Raw genomic sequence first — 21,594 nt, 5'->3', positions numbered from 1 at the left:
CGCGCAGGACATGGACGAGGAACGTCTCGCCACCTACCCCACCACCGCCTTCCTTTCGAAGGACTACCTGGCCGCGGAAAAGACGCTGCTCTGGCCCAAGGTCTGGCAGATGGTGGAGCGCGAGAGCGACCTGCCGAATCCCGGCGACTGGATGACGTACGACGTCGCGGACGAATCGATCATCGTCCTGCGGGGGGACGACGGCAGCCTGCGCGCCTTCCACAATGTCTGCCCGCACCGCGGCCGCCAGCTCGTCTCGGTGCCGTCGATGCTGCCGGGCAAGGTCCACGACGTGCGCGGCAACAACCGCAAGAGCTTCGTCTGCGGCTTCCACGGCTGGACGTTCGACCTTGATGGCAAGAACACCTACATCCTCGACCCGCAGGACTGGCAGAACAAGCTGACGCCGGAGATGACCTGCCTGTCGGACGTGCAGGTCGATACCTGGGGCGGCTACATCTACATCAGCATGGACCCCGATGCGGTGCCGCTGAAGGAATGGATGGGCCGCGCGGGCGAGATCCTGGACCACTTCGATCTGGCCGGCATGCACTACAAGTGGCGCCAGTGGGCGATCTACGACTGCAACTGGAAGACCGCGATCGAGGCGTTCCTGGAACCCTACCACGTCGCCGGCACGCACACGCAGCTTCTGGCCTATGGCGACTACTACGCGCTGTCGAAGCAGTACGGCCTGCATTCGGTCTCCAGCTACGACACCCGCGACAGCAAGTTCCAGATGAGCGAAAGCGCCGGCACCACCCGCGCCGGAAAGGGCGACGACGCGCGCGTCTCCACTTACGAACTCATCCGCGAAAACTACGAGACGGTGAACTACTCCGCCTCCACCGAAACGCTGGTCAATGCCGCCAGCCGCTTGGTGGACGAATTGCCCGACACCGCCACGCCGGGTGAGATCATTGCTCATTGGCTGAAGTCCGCCCGTGCCGACGATGCCGCACGCGGGGTGATCTGGCCGGAAGTTCCGCCGGAGATCAAGAAGGAGGGCGGTCTCGCCTGGGGCCTGTTCCCCAACCAGAACATCCTCCACGGCGAGACTTTCGCGCTCTGCTACCGCGTGCGTCCTTACGGCGACGACCCGGACAAGTGCGTGTTCGAAAGCTACGCGCTCGAACGCTTCCCTGATGGCGAGGCGCCGCAAACCGAATGGACTTATGCCGACCCGATCGGCGAGAACTGGGGTTCGGTGCTGGCGCAGGACTTCTCGAACATGCAGTTCGTGCAGAAGGGCATGAAGTCCAGCGGCTTCCGCGGCCCGCTGCCCAACCCGCATCAGGAGCAGAAGGTCAYCAACCTCCACCGCAACCTGGCCAATTTCATGGACGGCATGGGCGCGCCGACGCGGCTGGAACTGGAGTAAGCCGGAAGCGCGGCAAAAAGCCCGTCGTCCCGGAACGGTTCCGGGACGACGGGCTTTTTGCGCGCGTTCAGGCGGCGGTTCGCGCCGTCACTTTCCAGCGCGAAAGGTCCAGCCCGCAGATCGCTTCCAGCGTCTCCACGTCGCGCGCATAGAAATCGCGCAGCTGTTCGCGCAGGCCCGGCGCGAGCGGGGGATAGGTCATTTCCCGCGCCAGCAGCGAGCGGACGTTCTCGAACACCGGGGTGCCGCGCAGCGGGCGCACCGTGTCTTTCAGCGGGGCCAGCGCCTTGCGCAGCGGCAGCGGCAGGATCGCGGCGCGGCTGTTGTTGGCGCGCTCCCGCGCGGCTTCCGGCCGATAGACCGGCGAGACGCCGATATGTTCGGACACGGCCTCGACGATTCGCTCGGGCTGCACGGTCACGTCGTCATAGAGGTAGATCAGGATCTGCTCGCGCGGGAACAGGTCGTACCAGCGGGCCAGATGGCGTGCATAGAGCCCGTCCTCCAGAAAGCGCGGATAGGGATTGTCCATCGAGCGCAGGTATTCTTCCGGGGGCCCTTTCAAGGTGCCGCGGCGGTAGAACATCTTGTAGTCGGAATAAGCGCGCTCCACCGGGTTGCGCAGCTGCAGCACCAGCCGCGCCTGCGGCAGCGCGCGGGCGATCCGATGCGCGGCCAGCGGATGGGCAAGATAGTCGGCGGATTTCTCGCCGATTACCTGGGCCTGCGCAGGGCGGTTCGCGAAGAAGCCGCGATACCAGTCCTCGCCGCGATCGAATTCGGAACTGAAGTAGTGCGGCTCGGCATCGGGCATGAAGATCGCCGGATTGTCCTGAAGGCGCGCCTGGATCCAGGTGGTGGCTGCCTTGACCGCGCCGATGACGATGAAACCGGGATGCCATTCGGGGGTCATCATCGTGCCGTCGTCTCCATCATCGCCTCGCGCAGGGCTTCGGCCATGCATGCCATGTCCTGCGGTTCCAGCGTGTGATCGACCGGGAACATCAAGGTTCGCCGGCCGAGATCCACGGCATTCGCCAGCGCGCCGTCGCGCCGGACGGGCAGGCCGGAGAGCGCATGTTCGCGGCTCATGTCGGGGCACGATCCGCTTCCGGCGGGAATGCCGCGCGCCAGCAGACCGGCCAGCACCGCACGGCGGCGCTCTTCCACCCGGTCGGCGCTGCCTTCCAGGCGGACATAGAACTTGTACCAGGCATGGCCCACTTCCGCCGGTGCTTCGGGCAGGATCAGCCCGGGCACATCGGCCAGCATTTCCAGCAGCGCCTCGGCATTGCGGCGGCGGGCGGCCAGCCAGCGCGGCAGCTTGCCGAGCTGGCAGCGGCCGAGCGCGGCCTGCATCTCGGTCATGCGATAGTTGGAGCCGGGCGTGTCGTGGATATAGCGGAAGGCGCCGGGCGTGCCGCCGCCGTCAGTAACCTTGAGGTAGCTCTTGCCGTGGTCCTTGAAGGCCCAGCCACGCAGCCAGACCTGATGGTCGCGCAGCAGCAGCAGGCCGCCTTCGCCCCCGGTGGACATGATCTTGTCGGTGCAGAACGAGAAGGACGATGCCGCGCCGAAGGAGCCGACCTGGCGGCCGCGCCAGGTGGCGCCGTGGGCCTGGGCGCAGTCCTCGATGAGGTGGAGGCGGTGGTCCTCGCAGATCCGGCCGAGCGCATCCATGTCGCAGGGCCAGCCGGCCAGATGGACGCATAGCACGGCGCGCGTCGCGGGCGTCACCAGCCGCTCGACCGAGGCCGGATCGATGTTCTGGCTGACCGGGTCGACATCCGCGAAGACCGGCAGTGCGCCCACCGCCAGCACGCAGCTGGCCGTGGCGAAGAAGCTGCGGGCGGGGACGATCACTTCATGGCCCGGCCCGACGCCGAGCGCGCGCAGCGCCACTTCCAGCGTCAGCGTGCCATTGGCCAGGCACATCCCTTCCGGCATGCCGACGAAGCGGGCGAACTCGGCGGCGAAGGCGCGGTTCTCCCCGCCGTGCACGAGCGCATTGACCTTGCCCGAGCGCAGGACATGGGCGACCGCCTCGATCTCGTCGGCCTCGTGGCGGGGCCAGAGGCTGCGCACGGGCCGGGGCGGCACGGGCTCGGTCGCGGTCGTCGTCACGGCGGATGCCGCGGAGGCGTGCAGGGGACGGGTGGTGTCTGCCGCCGGCGAGGACGCATCCTCGACGGCGGGCGGGGATGCCAGGTTCACGACAATGCTCTCCTCAAGCCTTGACCGGTTCGCCGGTGCCGTGCGGGTGGATCATGCTCTGGTTCTCGACCACTTCGAACCCGGCACTGCCGCTCGGCACCTTGACGAGGGTGTGCGTGATCCGCCGCGCTTCGGTGTGGTCGCCCAGTTCCACCGCGCGGGCGAGCCGGTCGATGCTGCGCGAGATGAAGGGCAGGGGGATCGGCTTGGACTGCGCCTCGAAGATGCCCTTGATGCCCGAGGGAAGCTGTTCCTCGCAGATGTCGAACAGCTCTTCGTAGAGCTTTTCGCCGGGGCGCAGGCCCACGAATTCCACCGGCACGTCGATCTCCGGCTGAAGTCCGTAGAGCCGGATCATGCGGTAGGCGAGGTCGACGATGCGCACCGCCTTGCCCATGTCGAGCACGAAGATCGTGCCGCGCTGGGAGTTCTGGCTGAGCGCGGCCGAACTGCTCTGGAGGATCAGCTGCACCGCTTCGCGCACGGTCATGAAGAAGCGCTCGATGTCGGGATGGGTGACGGTGAGCGCGCGGCCTTCGCGAAGCTGGCGGTGGAACAGCGGGACGATGGAGCCGCTCGATCCCAGCACGTTGCCGAAGCGCACGGTCATGAAGCGCGGGGCTTCGGGATCGTCCACGCCGCACATGTCCAGCGCCTGGCTGTAAAGCTCGCCCACGCGCTTGGTGGCGCCCATCATGCCCACCGGGTTCACTGCCTTGTCGGTGGAGACCTGGACCATGGCCTTGGCGGAATATTCGCAGACCGCGTCGGCGACGATGCGCGTGCCCAGGATGTTGGTGTGGACCCCGGCGCAAGGGCTGGCCTCGACGATGGGCACATGCTTGAGCGCGGCGGCATGGTAGACGATCACCGGCCGGTGGCGCTCGAACACGCGGCGCACTTCGTCGCGTTCGCGGATGTTGCATAGCTCGGGCTGGACGTCGAGATCGGGATACTGCTCGCGCAGCTTCATCTCGATGGCATAGAGATGGTATTCGCTATGCTCCACCAGCACGATGCGCGAGGGGCGGAAGCTGGCGAGCTGCCAACACAGTTCGCCGCCGATCGTGCCGCCCGCGCCGGTCACCAGCACGCACTTGCCGGTGATCTGGCTGGTGATCTGCTCGCCCTCCAGCGTGAATTCGCTGCGGCCCAGCAGGTCCTTCACCGAAAGCTCGTCGGGCGCGGCACCGTGGTTGCGCTGGAGGATATGGCTCCAGCCGTCGCGGATGCGCGAGAGTTCGAGGCCGAGGTTGCGCGCGCGCGACGTCAGCCGCGCCATCTCGCGGTTGGAAAGGTCGGTGCCGTCGTCGCAGGCGATCACCAGCGAAGGGCGGCGGCCCTGGAGTTCCAGCGTTTCCACCGCATGGGCCAGATCGTCGTGGCTGCCGAGCACCGGCACGCTGGCGATCTGCTGCAGGGTATCGTTGTCGGCCGGAAGCAGGACGCCGGTGACGAAGAAGCTGGGCGTGGCCTCGCGGCGCAGCATCTCGATGATCGAGAGCGCCCAGTCGGGCGAGCCCACCAGCAGCGCGCCGCGCAGGTTCTTGTTGTCGACATGCGCCGGCAGGATCTTGGCCGTGTGCGTCATCTTCTCGCGCAGGGCACGGCGGGCGCCGCGCACGAAGAACAGCGCGGTCATCGCGAAGAGCCACTGGGCCAGCGCGATCTCCAGCAGCTGCGCGCGTTCGGCGCGCACACCGGGCACGATCATGATCGCCACCCAGGCCAGCGCGAAGGCCGGCACCGTCAGCATCGCCAGCTGGATGGCATGGGCGAAGCTGAAGTAGCGCCAGCTGCGGCGATAGATCCCGGCGGTGTAGAACACGCCGATCACCACCAGGGCAAAGCCCAGGATGGCGCCCATGTGGCCGTCGGACTTGGGGAAGCCGGTCTTGCCGATCAGCGTGAAGGCCAGCGCCAGCGTGATCGACAGCACGATGAAGTCGATCGTCATCAGCACGGTATTGCGGAAAGTCCGCCGCAGGCTGAACTGCGTGGACGGAGAGCGCGAACGCCCGCCCGTCGATCCGAACTTGCGTACGCGCAGGAACCTGTTTGCGGAGCCGACGCTCATCGTCGAGGCACTGCTTCCCGTGGCGGTATGACTCATCGCGTCGACCTTTTCAGCTTTTCGGGCCCAATTTCCCCGGTGCATCCTGCCTCCCGGCGTTCCGGAGCAGTGCCCGTGGCAGTTTCCGCGGGTCCGGCTTTTCCGGCTCCTTCTTTCCGGCGCCGTTTTTCAGGACCGGAAAAATGCTCGGGGGGCCGCACCCGGCCTCATCGATTCATGATCTATTGACCAATTTCAGGGCGCGCACTTGTGCATGAAGCCATCAGCCGTAATTGCCGATTCTCTTGCGAATAGGTCGCGCCTTCGACTGTCGGACATGGGGGTGATCCAAAGGGAGCGGGCGCCCTTGCCGGAAACCATCCCTTAATCGCCGCGGGCCATCTCGAAGGGCTATCAGCCGATTAGTCGCTTGCGATCGGCGGTCCGAGGGTCATCATTCAGGGCGACATCGGGATGGGGCACACACGCGGGGGCGTGGGGGCTGCCTTGCGGCACCATCCGTCAGCCTGGGGCTCGATTACGCAATGAAGATACTCGTCCTGTCCAGTCTTGCCTATTCGCTCACCAATTTCCGGGGCGCCTTGCTGCGGGAATTGAAGGCGAACGGGCATGAAGTCGTCGCCGTGGCGCCTGACCAGAACGCCGCCGTGGAACGCGATCTCGCGGCCTGGGGCATAGGCTTCAGGATCGTGCCGATGGCGCGCACCGGCACCAATCCGGTCAAGGATGCGGCCCTGCTGTCCGCTTACGTGAAGTTGATGATGGCCGAAAAGCCGGACCTGGTCCTGGCCTATACCCAGAAGCCGATCATCTACGGCGGGATCGCCGCACGCATGCTTTGCGTGCCGCGCTTCTTCGCGCTGATGTCGGGGCTGGGCTACGTCTTCAGCGAGGATTCCAGCGCCCGCAAGGGCCTGCGCTGGGCCGTGACCCGGCTTTACCGCGAGGCGGTTCGCCGCGCCCGGGGCGTCTTCGTGTTCAATGCCGACGACCGGCAGGACATGATCGACCTCGGCATCGTCACGTCGCGCCAGAACGTGGTGCAAGTGCCAGGCTCGGGCATCGATCTCGAACGCTTCCGGCTGGAGCCGCTGCCGCGCAACCGCTTGCGCTTCCTGCTGGTCGGCCGGCTGATGCGCGATAAGGGCATCTACGAATTCGTCGAGGCGGCCCGGCAGCTCAAGCTGGACAATCCCGAAGTCGAATTCTGCGTGCTCGGCCATTACGAGCGCGACAATCCGACCGGGATCGACGAAGTCGAATGCGCCCGGCTGGCGCGGCAGTTCCCCGTCCAGTTCATCCCCGGCACCAGCGACGTGCGGCCCTATCTCGCGAGCTGTTCGGTCTTCGTGCTGCCGTCCTATTACCGCGAGGGCCTGCCGCGCACGATCCTCGAAGCCATGGCCACCGGCCGTCCGATCATCACCACCGACATGCCCGGCTGCCGCGAGCCGATCATCGAGGGCGAGAACGGCTTCCTGGTGGCACCGCGCGACGCGGGCGCGCTCAAGGCGGCGATGCAGCGCTTCATCGAGGCGCCCTCGCTGGTGACGAGCATGGCCGCGCGCTCACGGGATCTGGCCGAGAAGATCTACGACGTGCGCAAGGTGAACCACCAGTTGCTCGACGAGATGGACCTCCTGCGCGAACCCTGGAACGAGCCGGCGACGATCCGCTCGGAACCGGCGCCGTCGGACGACCGGCCGCCCGAATCCGCCGGGCCGCGCCTCCAGAGTGCCGGGCCTTCGCGGGCGATCGCGGGTTAGAGCGGTCACTCCAGTTTTTCGTTTTTCGCATTTTCCGAGTCATCCGGTGTCCCACCCGATGCGAAAGTGCTCTGAAGTCAGGATCGGGGGCAAGGCAATGCGGGCTGTCGTGATCGGCGCCGTGGGGAGCACCCAGGTGCTCGTCGAAGAACTGGCCGAGGCGCCGGGCTGGGATCTCACGTTGGTCGGGACCTTGCCGCCCGAACTGCACGGGCGGCACTCGGACCTGGTCGACATGGCGCCCTTCGCCGAAAGGGCAGGGGCGCGGCTCGCCCATATCGCGCGCACCAACGATGCCGAGGTGCTGGACATGGTTCGCGCCGAGCGGCCCGACTACGTCTTCGTGGTCGGCTGGTCGCAGATCGTCGGTCCGGAATTCCTGTCGATCGCCGCGAAAGGCGCGATCGGCTATCATCCCGCACCGCTGCCGCGCCTGCGCGGGCGCGCCGCCATTCCCTGGACGATCCTGCTGGACGAGCCGATCTCCGCGTCCAGCCTGTTCTGGATCGCCGAGGGCACCGACGATGGCGACATCCTGGGGCAGCACTATTTCCACCTTGCGCGCGATGAAACGGCGCAGGGCCTCTACGACAAGCACATGGACGCCCTGCGCACGATGTTGCGCGCGCTCCTGCCCCGCCTGGCGGAAGGCGAGCAGCCAAGGCAGGTGCAGGACGAGCGTTATGCGACCTGGGCTACCAAGCGCACTCCGGCCGACGGCCTGATCGACTGGCGCGATTCCGCGGCCGGGATCGACCGGCTCGTCCGCGCCGTGGGGCGGCCCTATCCGGGGGCTTTCACGCATGTTTCCGGACGCAGGATGACCGTCTGGGCCACGCGGCCCGTGGGCGGCGCGGACCGGCATCACGCCATCGCGGGGCAGGTCATGGCCAGCCGCGACGGAATATTGACCGTGCAGACCGGAAACGGGTTGCTCGAACTGACCGACTGGGAGCTTGCCGAGGGCAAGCCACCGGCCCTGCATGCCGTGCTGAAAGGATAGCGCTTGGCTCTCGATCACTATGGAAAGGTCCTCGTCGTCGCGCCCCATCCCGACGACGAGATCCTCGGCTGCGGCGGCACGATGGCGCGCATGGCGGCGGCGGGCATGGACGTGCAGGTCGTGGTCGTCACCAGCGGGCGGCCTCCCGCCTTCTCGGAAGACGGCGTCGCGCGGGTCCAGGCCGAGATGCGCCGCGCGCACGATCATATCGGCGTGAGCCAGGTGCACATGCTGGATTTTCCGGCCGCTTCGCTGGACGTGGTGCCTGCTGCCGAACTCAATGCGGCCCTCGGGCGCGTGGTGCGCGAAGTCGCGCCGGACACGCTCTTCGTACCGTTCCTGGGGGACATTCACCAGGACCACCAGTTGAGCTTCCTGGCCGCGATGGTCGCTGCCCGCCCGCGCGACCGCACCGTGCCGACGCGGGTGCTGGCCTATGAGACCCTGTCCGAGACCAACTGGTACGCAGCGCCGATGACGCCGCCTTTCGTGCCCAACGTCCATATCGACATCTCGGCCACCCTGCAGCGTAAGCTCGATGCCTTCGCGCTGTTCGAGAGCCAGGTTCGCGACTTTCCCGACGAGCGCTCGCTCATCACCATCGAGGCGCTGGCCCGGCTGCGGGGTTCCACCGTGTTTTCCGAGGCTGCTGAAGGCTTCGTCCTGGTTCGCGCCATAGAGCGCTGAGGCCACGGCCGGCGCGACTCCCGGCACGCGCGAAAGGACATCTTTCGATCGCGCTCGGCGCTGAAAGCCGTGACCGCGCTTCGGGTCCCGCCCGGCGCAAGACGCGGGCGGCTCGTCGCACCGTCCCGGCAAGGGCGGGATCGCCGGCCGCCAGCCGCCGCCGCGGAGCTGCTCTTTACAGTTGGGCGGCCGGTCTTTGCCAAGAAGCGGCTTGCGCGTCAGCTATTGAAGCGGGAATACTTCGGTTTTTCTGACGCGATCCGAATATGTATAGATGGTGAATACTTTGCCGCGGCATCATGACGCCGGTTTCGCGCGGCCTTTCACCCCGACCCGATCGAGCATCGTAAAAAGGCTCGAACGAGCCCGAAAAATCTCCGAATCGATTCGCCCGGTTAGTTTACCGTACAACCGGCGAGGTAGTTGCCGGTAGCTTCTCACCGCAGTGCCGCGCGACGCGTGCTGCAGCCGCGAAGAGAATCACCCTGGGCCTCAACCGATTCGCCGGCCCGACCTCCTGATCCCAGGAGGTTGCAGAGGATTGCAGCGACTGGGCGGTCGCAGCGCGAGTCGCATGGCGGAAATCCTCGACTTCCGGAAAAAGACGCCTCGCTCGAACCCGTTCCGCATGCCGGCGCGGATCCCCTCCAACCGTGCCTGGCGGGGGAAGGTATGTTAACTTTTGTAAGTTAACGTCTTGAAAAGGTGTAAGTTATCGAAAGACTACCTCTTTGGAGGTACAGTGTACCAGAATTATACGTTTGACTCCCTGCCCTCCAGAATGAACTTTTGGAAAGGGGGGGTATCCCACTGATCATAGGGGGAATTCGAAGGCACCTAGAATGCTCATTCACGGCTCGAATAGAACCTAACCACCCCCTCGACTTGAAGACGACAATATGTTCTAAGGTGATCTACCTAAGGTGTGGGTGGAAATAGGGGGCATGCAAAGGGGGGGCTCGCCATTCTGGCAAGGTCATCCAGCGATTGTCGTTGATTTTCTGATTTGGGATTTTCCGAAAGGGAAGTTCTTTGACTGTTCCGTCCTGCGCTTGGGTGAGTCAGGATCAGTCCCAAAATAATATCATAATACGCTTGGGTCGTCCGTATTTCCGTTATTCAGGAGAGAAAGACGATGTCGACTTTTGATGAAGTGTGCGTGAGCATTGTCGGTTTCAACTCCCTCGTGAGGGAAGGGATCTGCAAGATTCTCGACAAGTGCGAGTTCAAGTGCACCCGGTTCTTCAAGGACTGTGACGCGGTGCTCAGCGACAGCGATTCACCAACCGTTGGTCTTACCGTTTTCGACATGGGAACGTGTGGAGACCTGCTCGAATGCCTTCCGGCCATGAAGGAGCGCCATCCGCACATGCGGGCGGTCCTGCTGGCGGACGAATTCGAGTTCGGGCAGATGGTGGAAGCCTTCCAGCTTGGCGCCCATGCCTTCCTGTTGAAGGAAATCGGCTCCGAACCCCTGATCGAATCCCTGCGATTGGTTAATCAGGGTGAAAAGGTATTGCCCAGCGCACTGCTGCAGCATCTACCGCAGAAGCAGGTTATTGCCGAGGGCAAGGCCGAAGTGCAGGTCCAGCTCAGCGAGCTGCTTTCCGATCGCGAAATCGATACGCTGCGCTGCCTGGTCATGGGTTATCCCAACAAGGTGATCGCCTATCGTCTCGACATCAGCGAGGCCACGGTCAAGGTTCACGTCAAGGCCATTCTGCGCAAGCTCATGGTCCAGAACCGTACCCAGGCCGCGATCTGGGCCGTGAACCAGGGGCTCATCACGCACGGCGGCGACTTCCGCGAAACGCCGGACTTCGTGCCGGTCGAGGAAACGGTCCGCGCGCCGGTGGCCTTGGCCATCGCCCGCTAGGAAACGTCCCGAGCGCGATTTTGCCGCAACGGACCTGAATGACAGTGCTGGCCGGCCGATCCCATCGGCCGGCCGCTGCTTCCCGAAGCGCCGCTTCCTACACGCTGCGCCTTGATCGGATTTCTATTTTTCCCGGACCACGCAGCGAAAGCCGATGTGCGTCGTCGCCGTGTCGATCATTTCGGGATGGCGAGCGGCGGGGCGATAGCGCTGGCAGTAATTCGCAGCGCAAAGATGCGAGCCGCCCTTGATGACCTTGCGGCCGATACGGATCTGCGGCTGCGCGGGATCGAAGCTGTCCTTCAGCTTCGCGCCCTTGGGGTTGCTGATCGCGCAGCAGGAGCCGCCCTGCTTCTTGCCGGCGTCCGGCCGCTCCGACCACCAGTCGCGCGTCCATTCCCAGGTATTGCCGATCATGTCGTAGAGCCCATAGCCGTTGGCCGGGAAGCTGCGCACCGGCGAAGTGCGTTCCCAGCCGTCCAGGCACTGGTTCGCGAAAGGGAACAGCCCCTGCCAGTAATTGGCCATCATCCGGCCTTCGGGCGCGAGTTCGTCGCCCCAGGCATAGGCCGCATCATCGAGACCGCCCTTGGCGGCGAATTCGAACTCGGCCTCGGTCGGAAGATCCTTGCCTGCCCACGTCGCGTAGGCTTCGGCATCGGCATAAGCGACGTGGATCACCGGATGATCCCAGAGGTCCAGCGCGTCGATGTCGCTGCCCGGCCCGAGCGGATGGCGCCACGATGCGCCGAATTCGAAATTCCACCAGTTGGCCGGGTTGGACGTGTCCACCGGGGTCGCGCTCTTGCGGAAGACCAGCGAGCCGGCATGCGCCATCTCGGGCGGCATTCCCGGATAGTCCTTCGGGTCGGGTGCGATCTCGGCCCCGGTCGTATGGCCGGTGGCCTCCACGAAGCGGGCGAAGTCGCGATTGGTGACGGGCGTCTCGTCGATCCAGAAGGCATCGACGGCCACCCGCCGCAGCGGGGCTTCCTCGGGGTAGAAGCTTTCCGAACCCATCGTGAAAGTGCCGCCCGGCAAGCGGACCATGCCGCGCAGGCGCTCTTCGCCTTCAGCCGAAGTCGGGGGCAGGGTCTCGGTCATCCAAAGTCCTCTCGGTCGATCTCGTCCCTGTCTAGGGGCGGATTTGCCCCGCGCCAAATGCCGAGTTCACGGCGTCATGCCGAAACTGTCCGGCCGAAAGATTCCGGCCGAAAATTTCCGGGAAAGGGACGAGGATCGCGCGAAAGGCTCAGCCGAGTTCCTTTTCCTTCTCGGCATAGAGGCGCTCCAGTTCGGCGCGGCTCTTCTTCTCGGCAGCGGTCTTGAGCTGGCCGCAGGCGGCATCGATGTCGCGCCCGCGCGGGGTGCGCACCGGGGCCGAAATGCCGCCCCTGAACACGATTTCCGAGAACGACTTGATCCGCTCCGGCGTCGAGCATTCGTATTGCGCGCCCGGCCAGGGGTTGAACGGGATCAGGTTGACCTTGGCGGGCAGGTCGTACTTCTTGAGCAGGCGGACCAGTTCGCGCGCGTCGTCGTCGCTGTCGTTCTTGTCCTTGAGCATCACGTATTCGAACGTGATGCGGCGCGCGTTGGAGGCGCCGGGATAGTCGGCGCAGGCCTGGAGCAGATCCTCGATGCCGTACTTCTTGTTGACCGGCACGATCTCGTCACGGACATCCTTGGTCACGGCATGGAGCGAGACGGCCAGGTTCACGCCGATTTCCTCGCCGCAGCGGGCCATCTGCGGGATCACGCCCGAAGTGGAGAGCGTGATGCGGCGCTTGGAAAGCGCCAGGCCGTCACCGTCCATGACCAGCTTCAGCGCGTCGCGCACATTGTCGAAATTATAGAGCGGCTCGCCCATGCCCATCATCACGATGTTGGTGAGCAGGCGGCCATCCGAGGTGTAGCTGCCTTCCTCCTCGTCGTCGGCCACATCCGCGCCGTCGATGCCGTCGCCGAAGCTGAAGTCCATGCGGCCCTTGGGCCATTCACCCAGCGCATCGCGCGCCAGCATGACCTGGCCGACGATCTCGCCCACCGTCAGGTTGCGCACCAGGCGCATGGTGCCGGTGTGGCAGAAGCGGCAGTTGAGCGTGCAGCCGACTTGCGAGGAGACGCAGAGCGTGCCGCGATCGGCGTCGGGAATGAACACCATCTCGAAATCGTGCGCGTCGGCCGTGCGCAGCAGCCACTTGCGGGTGCCGTCGCTGGAGTGCTGGGCCTCGACGATTTCGGGGCGGCCGATCACGAAGCGTTCGGCCAGCCAGGGGCGCATGGTCTTGGCGATATCGGTCATCGCCTCGAACTCGGTGACGCCGCGGTGGTAAAGCCAGTGGTAGACCTGCTTGGCGCGCAGCTTGGCGGCCTTGGCGTCGAGCCCGGCCGTTTCGAACATTTCGGCGATGCGCTTCTTGGGCAGGCCGATCAGGTCCAGGCGGCCGTCCTCGCGCGGGGTCACCCCCTCCACGAGGTTGGGACGGGGCACCGGCACGGGATCGATATGGCCCGGGATCGGCATCGGCCCGGCGCCGGAGGGGCCGGAAGGAGTCTGGTTCGCGTCTGTCATGATCGGGGGGGCATATAGTGCATCCGCGCCCAAAACGGAAGATGCGCGCTCGCGCAGGCCTGCGCGAACCGCTGCAATGCTTCGCGGGTTCCCGCCGCCTGGCGCTCCATGCCCTCGCTCCGTCGATCAAGTGTGACACAAAAACATCAGCAATTTCGTTGTGTTAGGTTCAGGAAACTCCTCCCGTATGACGATCATTTGACCAGTCCAGACGGGCCGGTCGCCGCCAACGGATGCCCGTCGGAAAAAACAACGAATGGAGCATCCCATGAAGAAGATTCTCGCCTGCCTCGCCCTCGGCACCGCCATCGCTTCCGTCCCCGCCATGGCGCAGGACACCGGCCCGGCCCAGCCCTTCGAAGGCTTCCACGTCGAGGCGCTGGCCGGTTACGACGTGACCAAGGCCGGCAGCAGCGTCGACGACGACGCCAATGTCGACAACGACCAGTCGATCGACGGCTTCGCCTATGGCGTCGGCGCCGGTTATGACTTCCGGTCGGGCAACCTCGTCTTCGGTCCCGAAGCCGAAGTGACCTGGTCGACCGCCAAGACCAAGTTCGACGACGGCGATTTCGAAGGCTTCGGCCTCGGCAACGTCAAGACCAACCGCGATCTCTATGTCGGCGCGCGCGTGGGCTATGTCGTCACGCCGACCACGATGGTCTACGCCAAGGGCGGCTACACCAACGCCAAGTTCGACGTGCGCAGCACGTTCGGCACCGTGGAAACCAACCGCGACATCGATGCCGACGGCTGGCGCATCGGCGCCGGTGTCGAGCAGGCGATCACCAACAATGCCTTCGTGAAGCTCGAATATCGCTATTCGAACTACGAGAAGGGCGAGATGGACTACACCGGCGACATCGCGGACGGCCAGCGCTTCGACCTCGACCTCGACCGTCACCAGGTCATGGCCGGCGTAGGCGTCCGCTTCTAAGGCGATACGCGATTGCAGGGGGAGGGCGGGAGCGAGAGTTCCCGCCCTTTTCCGTGGCGCGTTTCCGTTGCGCGGCCGATTTCCGCCAGTGCGGAAAGCCGGGCGGAAAGCCCGGACATACCGTCCTTATTGCAGCTTTGCGCAGCCGATCAGCGCCGCGTCCATGGCGGAAGCGGCGCCGGAGAGCGCCCAGGCATTGACGAAGCGGTGGCCCTGGCGGTCGCGCGCCGTCACGGTCATGCGCGGCGCCGAGCGCATGGCCGCGACGATGGCGGCATTGTCCTTCTCGTCCCGGCCCCAGGCATCGCCTTCACCGGCCGTCAGCACGAAGCGCTCCCCGCCGAGCGACAGCGTCACTTGCGCGCCCTGCGCGATCCGCCGCGACAGCCGGAAATGAACTTGCCCGCGCGCCCCGCGCCGGGGCCAGGTGCCGACCGCCGCGAAAGGCTGGTACTCCCGCGCCGCAGCATTGGGCTCGGCCATGGCTATGGCATAGCATCGCGGTATCACCGGATCGCGGAACGCGCCCCAACCGGCGTAAATTCCAAGGCTTTCGCGGGCGCGTGCCGGCGCGGGCGAGAACGTCAGGGCGAGGCCTGCCATCGCCAGAGCCGCCACGTTCAGCGCAGTCCCACGCAATCGCCACGTCACGGGGCCGGGTACCCGATCTCCAGCACTTCCCATTCCTTCTCGCCCGATGGCAGGCGGACCATGCGGAGGTCTCCCACGGCCGCGCCGCGCAGGGCGCGGGTGATGGGGGCGCTCCAGCCGATCAGGCCTTTCGAGGCGTCCTGCTCGTCGTCGCCGACGATGGTCACGGTCATCTGGAGGTCGTCCTCGTCGGCGAGGGTCACCGTGGCGCCGAAGAACACTTTGCCGCGCTCGGTCTGCTCGCGCGGGTCGACCACGCGCAGTGCCTTCATGCGGCGGGCGAGATAGCCCAGTTCGCGGTCGATCTCGCGCATGCGCTTGCGGCCGTAGAGGTAGTCGCCGTTCTCGGAGCGGTCGCCGTTGCCCGCGGCCCAGGATACGATCTCGACGATTTCCGGGCGCTCCTTGCCCAGCAGATGGTCGTAGCGGGCGCGCAGCGCGGCCATGCCTGAAGGCGAGATCGGAGGACCGGCGGGTTTCATGACCCGATCCTTATAAAGCATTGCCGGTCCGGCCAAGTCCCTGATCCGCTTCGTCACCGGCTTGCGCGCCGCCTATTAGTCCGACAAAAGAGCGAGCAATATCTAACGGGATTTGAGGATCGTCATGGACATTTCACGCCGCGCCGCACTGTTCGCTGCCGCTTCCGCACCGTTGCTCGGGCTGGCCGGCAGGGCCGGAGCCGAGGCCGGCAGCCCGGCAGTCGTCGGCGCTGCCGCGCCGATGCCCGGCCTGGCACCCGCACCGGGCGCTGCGCTCGCGCCGCGCCCGCCGATGGGCTGGAACAGCTGGAACAGCTTCGCCGGCACCATCACCGAGGCACAGGCCCTCGAAACCGCCGCGATCATGCGCGAGAAGCTGCTGCCCTTCGGCTACGATGTCTTCACGGTCGACATCCAGTGGTATGAACCGGATGCCAAGAGCTACACTTACAACGCCAACCCGGTGCCGGCGCTGGACGCCAACGGCCGGATGATCCCCGCGCCCAACCGCTTCCCCTCGTCCAGGGGAGGCAAGGGCTTCGCGCCGCTCGCCGCCAAAGTCCACGCCATGGGCATGAAGTTCGGCATCCACGTCATGCGCGGCATCCCGCGTCACGCCGTGAAGCTCAACCTCCCGGTGCTCGGCACCAAACTGCGCGCGCAGGACATCGCCGACACCGCCAGCATCTGCTCGTGGAACCCGGACATGTACGGTGTCGACATGAGCAAGCCGGGCGCTCAGGACTACTACGACAGCATTTTCAAGCTCTATGCCTCGTGGGGCGTCGACTTCGTCAAGATGGACGACATGAGCCGTCCCTACGACGCGCACGCGCCCGAGATCGAGGCGGCCGCCAAGGCCATCGCCCGCTGCGGCCGCCCCATCGTGCTCAGCCTCTCTCCGGGTGAAACCCCCGTCCTGCGCGGCGCCCACGTTCGCCAGCACGCGCAGATGTGGCGCATCTCCGACGACTTCTGGGACGAATGGGCGCAGCTCTACGCGCAGTTCACGCGCCTGGAGAACTGGACGCCGTTCCGCGGTCCCGGCTCCTGGCCCGATGCCGACATGCTGCCGCTCGGCCGCCTCGCCCTGGGCGACCGTGATACCCGCTTCACCCCGGACGAGCAGCGCACGCTGATGACGCTCTGGTCGATCGCCCGCTCGCCGCTCATCATGGGCGGCGATTTGCGCCACCTCGACGCGCCCACGCTGGCGCTGCTGACCAACCGCGAAGTGCTGGCGGTGAACCAGGCGAGCACCGACAACACGCCGCTGTTCCTCGACGACGGCACCAAGGTCTGGACCGCCCGCGCCGAGGGTAGCGGGGATCGCTACGTGGCGCTGTTCAACGTGTCGGACAAGGCGCGGGAGGTGAGCGTGCCGCTTTCGCTGCTTGGTTTGGGCGCGAAGGCTTCTGTGCGGGACTTGTGGGAGGGCAAGGATCTTGGCGCAGTCGAAGGGCGGGTTTCGGCGCGGCTTGCTTCGCACGGGGCGGGGTTGTTCAGGGTGAAGGGTATTTAAGAAGAGGAAGACCCGGGGGATGATCCCCCGGACCCTCGGAATGTCTACCTAGCGCCCGGCCTATCCGTCGTGCGCTCCTTGCGGCGCAGCCAATAAGGCTCCCGCCGCGACCATGGGCGCACGACGCGGTTGGTCCGCGTGACCTCGACAGTAATGGGGGTGCAGGGGGGCTATGCTCCCCTGCTTCTTCCCTTAACCTTCACCCCGGACTGCGCTTGCCGATCAGCTGCGTAAGCGGCGTGTTCCCGCGATAACCCGACTCCTTCGGGTACATCGATTCGTAGACCACGGCGTTTTCCAGCACGCGCTGGATGTAGTTCTTGGTTTCGTAGATCGGGATCTGTTCCAGCCAGTCGATCCAGTCGACCGCGCCGGTGCGGGGATCGCCGTTGGCGCGCAGCCACTTGTTCACATTGCCCGCGCCCGCGTTGTAGGCGCCCACCGCCAGCGGAAGCGAACCGCCGAAGTAATTGCGCATGCGGGTGAAGTAGGCATCGCCGAGGCGGATGTTGTAGCTGGCGTCGTTGATCAGGGCGCTCTCGTCATAGGCCATGCCGAGCTTGCCTGCCTGCTCGCGCGYCGTGGCGGGCATGAGCTGCATCAGGCCGCGCGCACCGGCATGGCTCAGCGCGTTCTGGGCGAACTGGCTCTCCTGCCGGGTGAGGGCATGCGCCATGGCGAAGTCGGCGCCGGGCGGCATCGGGATCAGGGGGTAGGCGATCTGGCCGAAGTCCTGGTAGCCGTCGCCGTGCGCGCTCTGGCCGAGGATGACGGCAAGGTCGCGGCGGCCGATCTGCCGCGCCAGTTCGGCCACGAGCACATGGTCGGATTCGCTCTGCGCCTGGTCCGAGATTTCGCGGAAGAACTGCACCGTCGTGCGCCAGTCGCCGTCGCGGGCGACATCGCGCACGGCTTTCGTCAGCGGCTTGGCGAAGAAGGCGGAGCGCTCGGCCTGGGTCGGCACCGCGCGGGGGCGGGTGTCGAGGTCGGGCAAGGGGCGGCCCAGTCGTTCGAGCGCGAGCTGGCCGTAGAAGTAGTGCGGATAGGCCGCGGCCATCTGGAAATAGCGGTTGGCGCCGGCGGTGTCTCCGGCGCGGGCCAGGGCGCGGCCGGCCCAGTAGAAGCCCTTGGACCGGGTGCCGGGCGTCTGCGCCGCGGCGCCGTAGCGATAGAATAGCGGCGCTGCGCGGCGCGCGTCACCCAGTTGCCACAGGGCCTTGGTGCCGCCCAGCCAGACCAGCGTCGTATAGTCGTCGCGCAGGCGGAAGGAGAGCTGGCTGATGTCGGTGCCGGGCGCGAAGGCGTCGTCGATGCTGGCGGCGATACGCACCGCCGAATCGGCACCCGCGCCCTTGGCGGCGGTGAGCAGTTCGCGCACCCACTTTTCCGGCTCGGGGACCGGCGCGGTCAGCGTGGGGCGATTCGAGAGCAGGGCGATTTCGCCGGGCAGATTGCCGCTCTTCCGTGCCTGGACCGCGCGGCTGTAGATATAGCCGGCATCGGCGTTCATCTGCGGCGTCAGCACGAGGCCCAGCGTGCCCGGGGGCGAGCCCTGCAACATCGCCAGCCGCTCCATGAACAGGGCGCGCCGCTCGGCCGACACGAAGGAGACCTGCCGCTCCGCCTGCGAGGTTTCGCCTTGCCACAGCAGCCGGTCCATGCGGATGTCATGGTCGGCCGGGGTCAGCATGCCGCGGTAGGTGGCGAGAATCAGTGCTTCGTCGTTCGGCGCCAGCGTGCCGCCGCGCCAGGCGGCCAGTGCACGCTGCTGCGCATCGGGGCGGCGCAGCGTGGTCAGCGCCACGGCGTAGCGCCCGGCGGCCTGGTTCGACAGCGGCGGATAGCGGGTGAAGAACGAGACCACCGAATTGGCGTCGGGCGACTGGTTCAGCAGCGCACGTTCGGCCGAAACGCGAATCTTGTCCGCCTGCGGATAACCGGGATAAGTCAGCAGAAAGCCGGAATAGCTGCCGAAATCGAAGCTGTCCGACGCAGAGAGCTGGCGCCAGCGGTCGATCGACTGGTGAACCGCCATGTCGTGCGACTGCATCGCCTGAGCCTTGGCAAGGTCCCATTCGCGGCCGTCTTGCGCGGCTGCGGGGCTGCCGATGGCGATGCCGAATGCGGCGGTCGAAGCAAGCAGGACGAGGGGGGCGACACGCTGCATGCTGGACATTTTGGGAAAAGGCTCCTTATCAGGCGCTGAACATCGGGTCCGTCGGGCTCGATCAATGAACATCAGGTGAGGTAAAGTCCATGTTCTCGGGTTCCATTCCTGCGCTTGTTACACCGTTTCGCGACGGAGCGTTCGATGAGCAGGCTTTTCGGCGACTCGTGGACTGGCAGATAGAAGCGGGTTCTTCGGCCCTCGTGCCCTGCGGTACGACCGGCGAGAATTCGACGCTTTCGAATGCCGAGCACCATCGCGTCATCGAACTCTGCGTGGAGCAGGCCGCCGGCCGGGTGCCGGTGATCGCGGGCTGCGGCAGCAACGATACGATGAACGCGCTGCTGCACATGAATTTCTCCAAGAAGTGCGGCGCCTCGGCGGCGCTGCTGGTGGCGCCGTACTACAACCGGCCAAGCCAGGAAGGGTTGCTGGCGCATTTTACGTATCTGGCCGAAAACAACGACCTGCCGATCGTGCTCTACAACGTGCCCGGCCGCACCGTCACCGACCTGCTGCCGGAAACCGTCTGCGAACTGGCGCGCCGCTTCCCGGACCGCTTCATCGCCATCAAGGATGCCAGCGGCGATCTCAGCCGCGTCACCGATCACCGCATGGGCATCGGCAAGCACTTCGTGCAGCTCTGCGGTGACGATGAACTCGCGCTGCCGTTCAACGCGGCAGGCGGCGTGGGCTGCATCTCGGTGACCGCCAACGTCGCGCCGAAGCTCTGCGCCGAATTCCAGGCGGCCTGCGCCGCCAACGACCTGGAAGAAGCGCGCCGCCTGAACGACCTGCTCTATCCGCTGCACTACGCCATGTTCGAGGACAGCTCGCCGGGCCCGTGCAAGTACGCGCTGGCCCAGGTCCACGACTGGATCGAAAACGAACTGCGCCTCCCGCTCGTCCCCTGCAGCGACAAGGCCCGCACCGCCGTGGACGAAGCCCTGGCCCACGCCGGACTGGTCTGAGCGACAAGGCGCCRTCATCCCGGATCACGTCCGGGATGACGGCGCCGTTCGTGCTCCCGATCAAGCGACGGCCGACTATCCATCGCCGCAGGACGAAATGACGCAAAGGGGCGTTTCCTTTTCCCGCGCCAATCCCTACATGCCGGGTCATCATGGCACGCCCGCAGCACACGACATTCGACAAGCACAAGAGCGTCGCGGAAAACCGCAAGGCGCGATTCGAGTACTACATCGAGGAAACTTTCGAGGCCGGCATCGCGCTTACCGGCACGGAAGTGAAATCGCTGCGGTTCGGCGAAGGCTCGATCGCGGAATCCTACGCCGAGATCAAGAACGGCGAGTGCTGGCTGGTGAACTCCAACGTGCCCGAATTCAGCCACGGCAATCGCTACAATCACGTCCCCAAGCGCCCGCGCAAGCTGCTTCTGCATGAACGGGAACTCTCGCGCCTGCAGGGCTCGGTGGAGCGCAAGGGCATGACGCTGGTGCCGCTCTCGATCTACTTCAACGGCCGGGGCCGCGCCAAAGTCGAACTGGCGCTGGCCAAGGGCAAGAACGCGGCGGACAAGCGCCACACGATCAAGGAACGCGACTGGAAGCGGGAGCAGGGCCGCATCCTGCGCGAACACAAGTGAGCGACCTGCTGCACCGCCTGGGGGCCTGGCTGCACGGCCAGATGCCCACGCATGCGCAGCTGGAGGCGAATCGCTTCACCGCGCCGTTCACCCGCCGCCCGGAACTGTTCCGCTTCACCCGCCGCTCGGTGCCGCGCGGCGTGGCCGTGGGCATGTTCATCGGGATCTTCGCCCTCATTCCCGGTGTCCAGATCGTCGGCGCGGCGCTCATGTGCGTGCCGTTCCGCGGGAATATCCCGCTCGCGGCGGCCGTCACCTTCATCAGCAACCCGGTGACGACGCTGCTCATCATCCTGCCGCTCGCGGTCGCGATCGGAAACAGCTTCGGCTATCACGCCGACATCGCTACGGTGGAGGCGATGGTGCGCGAAGGCGCGGGCTTGGCCCAGTGGCGCAGCTGGCTGCTGTCCGACACGGCGCCGGCCGTTCTCATCGGCCTATTTATCCAGTCGATCGTCGCCGCTTTCCTGAGCTATTTCCTCACCATGTGGTTCTGGCGCTACTGGATCGGCCGCAAGCACCGCGCCCGTCGCCACCGCGCGCCGTTCCGCCATGCCGAGAACGAGGCCGCCTCCATATCCCTGGCCGCATCCTCGACGCCTGCGGCGAAGGCTTCGGTAAAGACCGGCGATACGGAAGGAATTGCATGAAGG

Annotated in this window: 18 protein-coding genes; 10 read left to right on the top strand and 8 right to left on the bottom strand. The window is 65.9% G+C overall.

The window, feature by feature from the left end; genetic code table 11:
• Positions 1–10 precede the first annotated feature (10 nt).
• The gene (locus AB4Z00_RS01165; protein WP_442045061.1) at positions 11–1,381 is read left to right on the top strand and encodes an aromatic ring-hydroxylating oxygenase subunit alpha; all 1,371 of its coding nucleotides are present in this window, start codon (positions 11–13) and stop codon (positions 1,379–1,381) included.
• Positions 1,382–1,448: 67 nt separating this feature from the next.
• On the opposite strand, the gene AB4Z00_RS01160 is transcribed toward AB4Z00_RS01165, so the two are convergent.
• From AB4Z00_RS01160 to AB4Z00_RS01150, 3 genes are read right to left on the bottom strand one after another with little or no spacing between them, the layout of a single operon-like run.
• Positions 1,449–2,297, bottom strand: coding sequence for a sulfotransferase family protein (locus AB4Z00_RS01160; protein ID WP_243654011.1), 849 nt, complete (start codon positions 2,295–2,297; stop codon positions 1,449–1,451).
• A complete protein-coding gene (locus AB4Z00_RS01155; protein WP_442044527.1) occupies positions 2,294–3,595 on the bottom strand; it encodes a DegT/DnrJ/EryC1/StrS family aminotransferase in 1,302 nt (433 codons plus the stop codon). Before AB4Z00_RS01155 ends, AB4Z00_RS01160 begins: the two co-directional genes overlap by 4 nt.
• A 13-nt stretch (positions 3,596–3,608) precedes the next feature.
• Positions 3,609–5,708 carry a nucleoside-diphosphate sugar epimerase/dehydratase gene (locus AB4Z00_RS01150; RefSeq protein WP_165921304.1) on the bottom strand — a complete coding sequence of 700 codons (2,100 nt, stop codon included), beginning with the start codon at positions 5,706–5,708 and terminating at the stop codon, positions 3,609–3,611.
• A 485-nt stretch (positions 5,709–6,193) separates the two neighbouring features.
• Here AB4Z00_RS01150 and AB4Z00_RS01145 point away from each other — a divergent pair, with 485 nt between their 5' ends.
• The 4 genes from AB4Z00_RS01145 (at position 6,194) to AB4Z00_RS01130 (ending at position 11,001) form a co-directional block, all read left to right on the top strand.
• The gene (locus AB4Z00_RS01145; RefSeq protein ID WP_132261823.1) at positions 6,194–7,435 is read left to right on the top strand and encodes a glycosyltransferase family 4 protein; all 1,242 of its coding nucleotides are present in this window, start codon (positions 6,194–6,196) and stop codon (positions 7,433–7,435) included.
• A gap of 97 nt (positions 7,436–7,532) precedes the next feature.
• On the top strand, positions 7,533–8,438 hold the full coding sequence (locus AB4Z00_RS01140) for a methionyl-tRNA formyltransferase (RefSeq protein WP_442044524.1): 906 nt from the start codon (positions 7,533–7,535) through the stop codon (positions 8,436–8,438).
• 3 nt (positions 8,439–8,441) lie between these two features.
• On the top strand, positions 8,442–9,125 hold the full coding sequence (locus AB4Z00_RS01135; RefSeq protein ID WP_132261826.1) for a PIG-L deacetylase family protein: 684 nt from the start codon (positions 8,442–8,444) through the stop codon (positions 9,123–9,125).
• A 1,135-nt stretch (positions 9,126–10,260) separates the two neighbouring features.
• Positions 10,261–11,001: a LuxR C-terminal-related transcriptional regulator gene (locus AB4Z00_RS01130; RefSeq protein WP_132261827.1), complete on the top strand. Its 741-nt coding sequence runs from the start codon at positions 10,261–10,263 to the stop codon at positions 10,999–11,001.
• Positions 11,002–11,124: 123 nt separating this feature from the next.
• Here the strand turns inward: AB4Z00_RS01130 and AB4Z00_RS01125 are convergent, their stop codons facing one another.
• A complete protein-coding gene (locus AB4Z00_RS01125; protein WP_442045060.1) occupies positions 11,125–12,051 on the bottom strand; it encodes a formylglycine-generating enzyme family protein in 927 nt (308 codons plus the stop codon).
• Positions 12,052–12,253: 202 nt separating this feature from the next.
• Positions 12,254–13,576, bottom strand: a complete 1,323-nt coding sequence (gene rlmN, locus AB4Z00_RS01120; protein WP_314463686.1) for a 23S rRNA (adenine(2503)-C(2))-methyltransferase RlmN — start codon at positions 13,574–13,576, stop codon at positions 12,254–12,256.
• Between the two features lie 268 nt (positions 13,577–13,844).
• On the opposite strand from rlmN, the gene AB4Z00_RS01115 reads away from it, so the two are divergent.
• Positions 13,845–14,513 carry a porin family protein gene (locus tag AB4Z00_RS01115; protein WP_314463685.1) on the top strand — a complete coding sequence of 223 codons (669 nt, stop codon included), beginning with the start codon at positions 13,845–13,847 and terminating at the stop codon, positions 14,511–14,513.
• A gap of 126 nt (positions 14,514–14,639) precedes the next feature.
• On the opposite strand, the gene AB4Z00_RS01110 is transcribed toward AB4Z00_RS01115, so the two are convergent.
• Together AB4Z00_RS01110 and greB are read right to left on the bottom strand one after the other, a co-directional pair.
• Complete coding sequence (locus tag AB4Z00_RS01110) at positions 14,640–15,116, bottom strand: hypothetical protein (RefSeq protein WP_132261830.1); 477 nt, start codon at positions 15,114–15,116, stop codon at positions 14,640–14,642.
• 44 nt (positions 15,117–15,160) lie between these two features.
• Positions 15,161–15,646, bottom strand: a complete 486-nt coding sequence (greB, locus tag AB4Z00_RS01105) for a transcription elongation factor GreB (RefSeq protein ID WP_132261832.1) — start codon at positions 15,644–15,646, stop codon at positions 15,161–15,163.
• Between the two features lie 124 nt (positions 15,647–15,770).
• Here greB and AB4Z00_RS01100 point away from each other — a divergent pair, with 124 nt between their 5' ends.
• A complete protein-coding gene (locus tag AB4Z00_RS01100) occupies positions 15,771–17,168 on the top strand; it encodes a glycoside hydrolase family 27 protein (RefSeq protein ID WP_442044520.1) in 1,398 nt (465 codons plus the stop codon).
• 199 nt (positions 17,169–17,367) lie between these two features.
• On the opposite strand, the gene AB4Z00_RS01095 is transcribed toward AB4Z00_RS01100, so the two are convergent.
• Positions 17,368–19,344, bottom strand: a complete 1,977-nt coding sequence (locus tag AB4Z00_RS01095) for a lytic transglycosylase domain-containing protein (protein WP_442044518.1) — start codon at positions 19,342–19,344, stop codon at positions 17,368–17,370.
• Positions 19,345–19,424: 80 nt separating this feature from the next.
• On the opposite strand from AB4Z00_RS01095, the gene dapA reads away from it, so the two are divergent.
• The 3 genes from dapA (at position 19,425) to AB4Z00_RS01080 (ending at position 21,591) form a co-directional block, all read left to right on the top strand.
• Positions 19,425–20,306, top strand: coding sequence for a 4-hydroxy-tetrahydrodipicolinate synthase (gene dapA, locus AB4Z00_RS01090; RefSeq protein ID WP_132261837.1), 882 nt, complete (start codon positions 19,425–19,427; stop codon positions 20,304–20,306).
• Positions 20,307–20,458: 152 nt separating this feature from the next.
• Positions 20,459–20,941 (top strand): SsrA-binding protein SmpB, encoded by a 483-nt coding sequence (gene smpB / locus AB4Z00_RS01085; protein ID WP_132261838.1) that lies wholly within the window; start codon positions 20,459–20,461, stop codon positions 20,939–20,941.
• Entirely contained in the window at positions 20,938–21,591 is a 654-nt protein-coding gene (locus AB4Z00_RS01080; RefSeq protein WP_442044515.1) for a DUF2062 domain-containing protein, read from the top strand. The genes smpB and AB4Z00_RS01080 overlap by 4 nt, the downstream gene beginning before the upstream one ends.
• The last annotated feature ends 3 nt before the right edge of the window (positions 21,592–21,594 follow it).

The sequence above is a fragment of the Novosphingobium sp. YAF33 genome, assembly GCF_052113265.1.
Classification (GTDB): Bacteria; Pseudomonadota; Alphaproteobacteria; order Sphingomonadales; family Sphingomonadaceae; genus Novosphingobium.
Note: the sequence above shows the minus strand (reverse complement) of the source record. Positions and strands in the feature narration are given on the sequence as shown.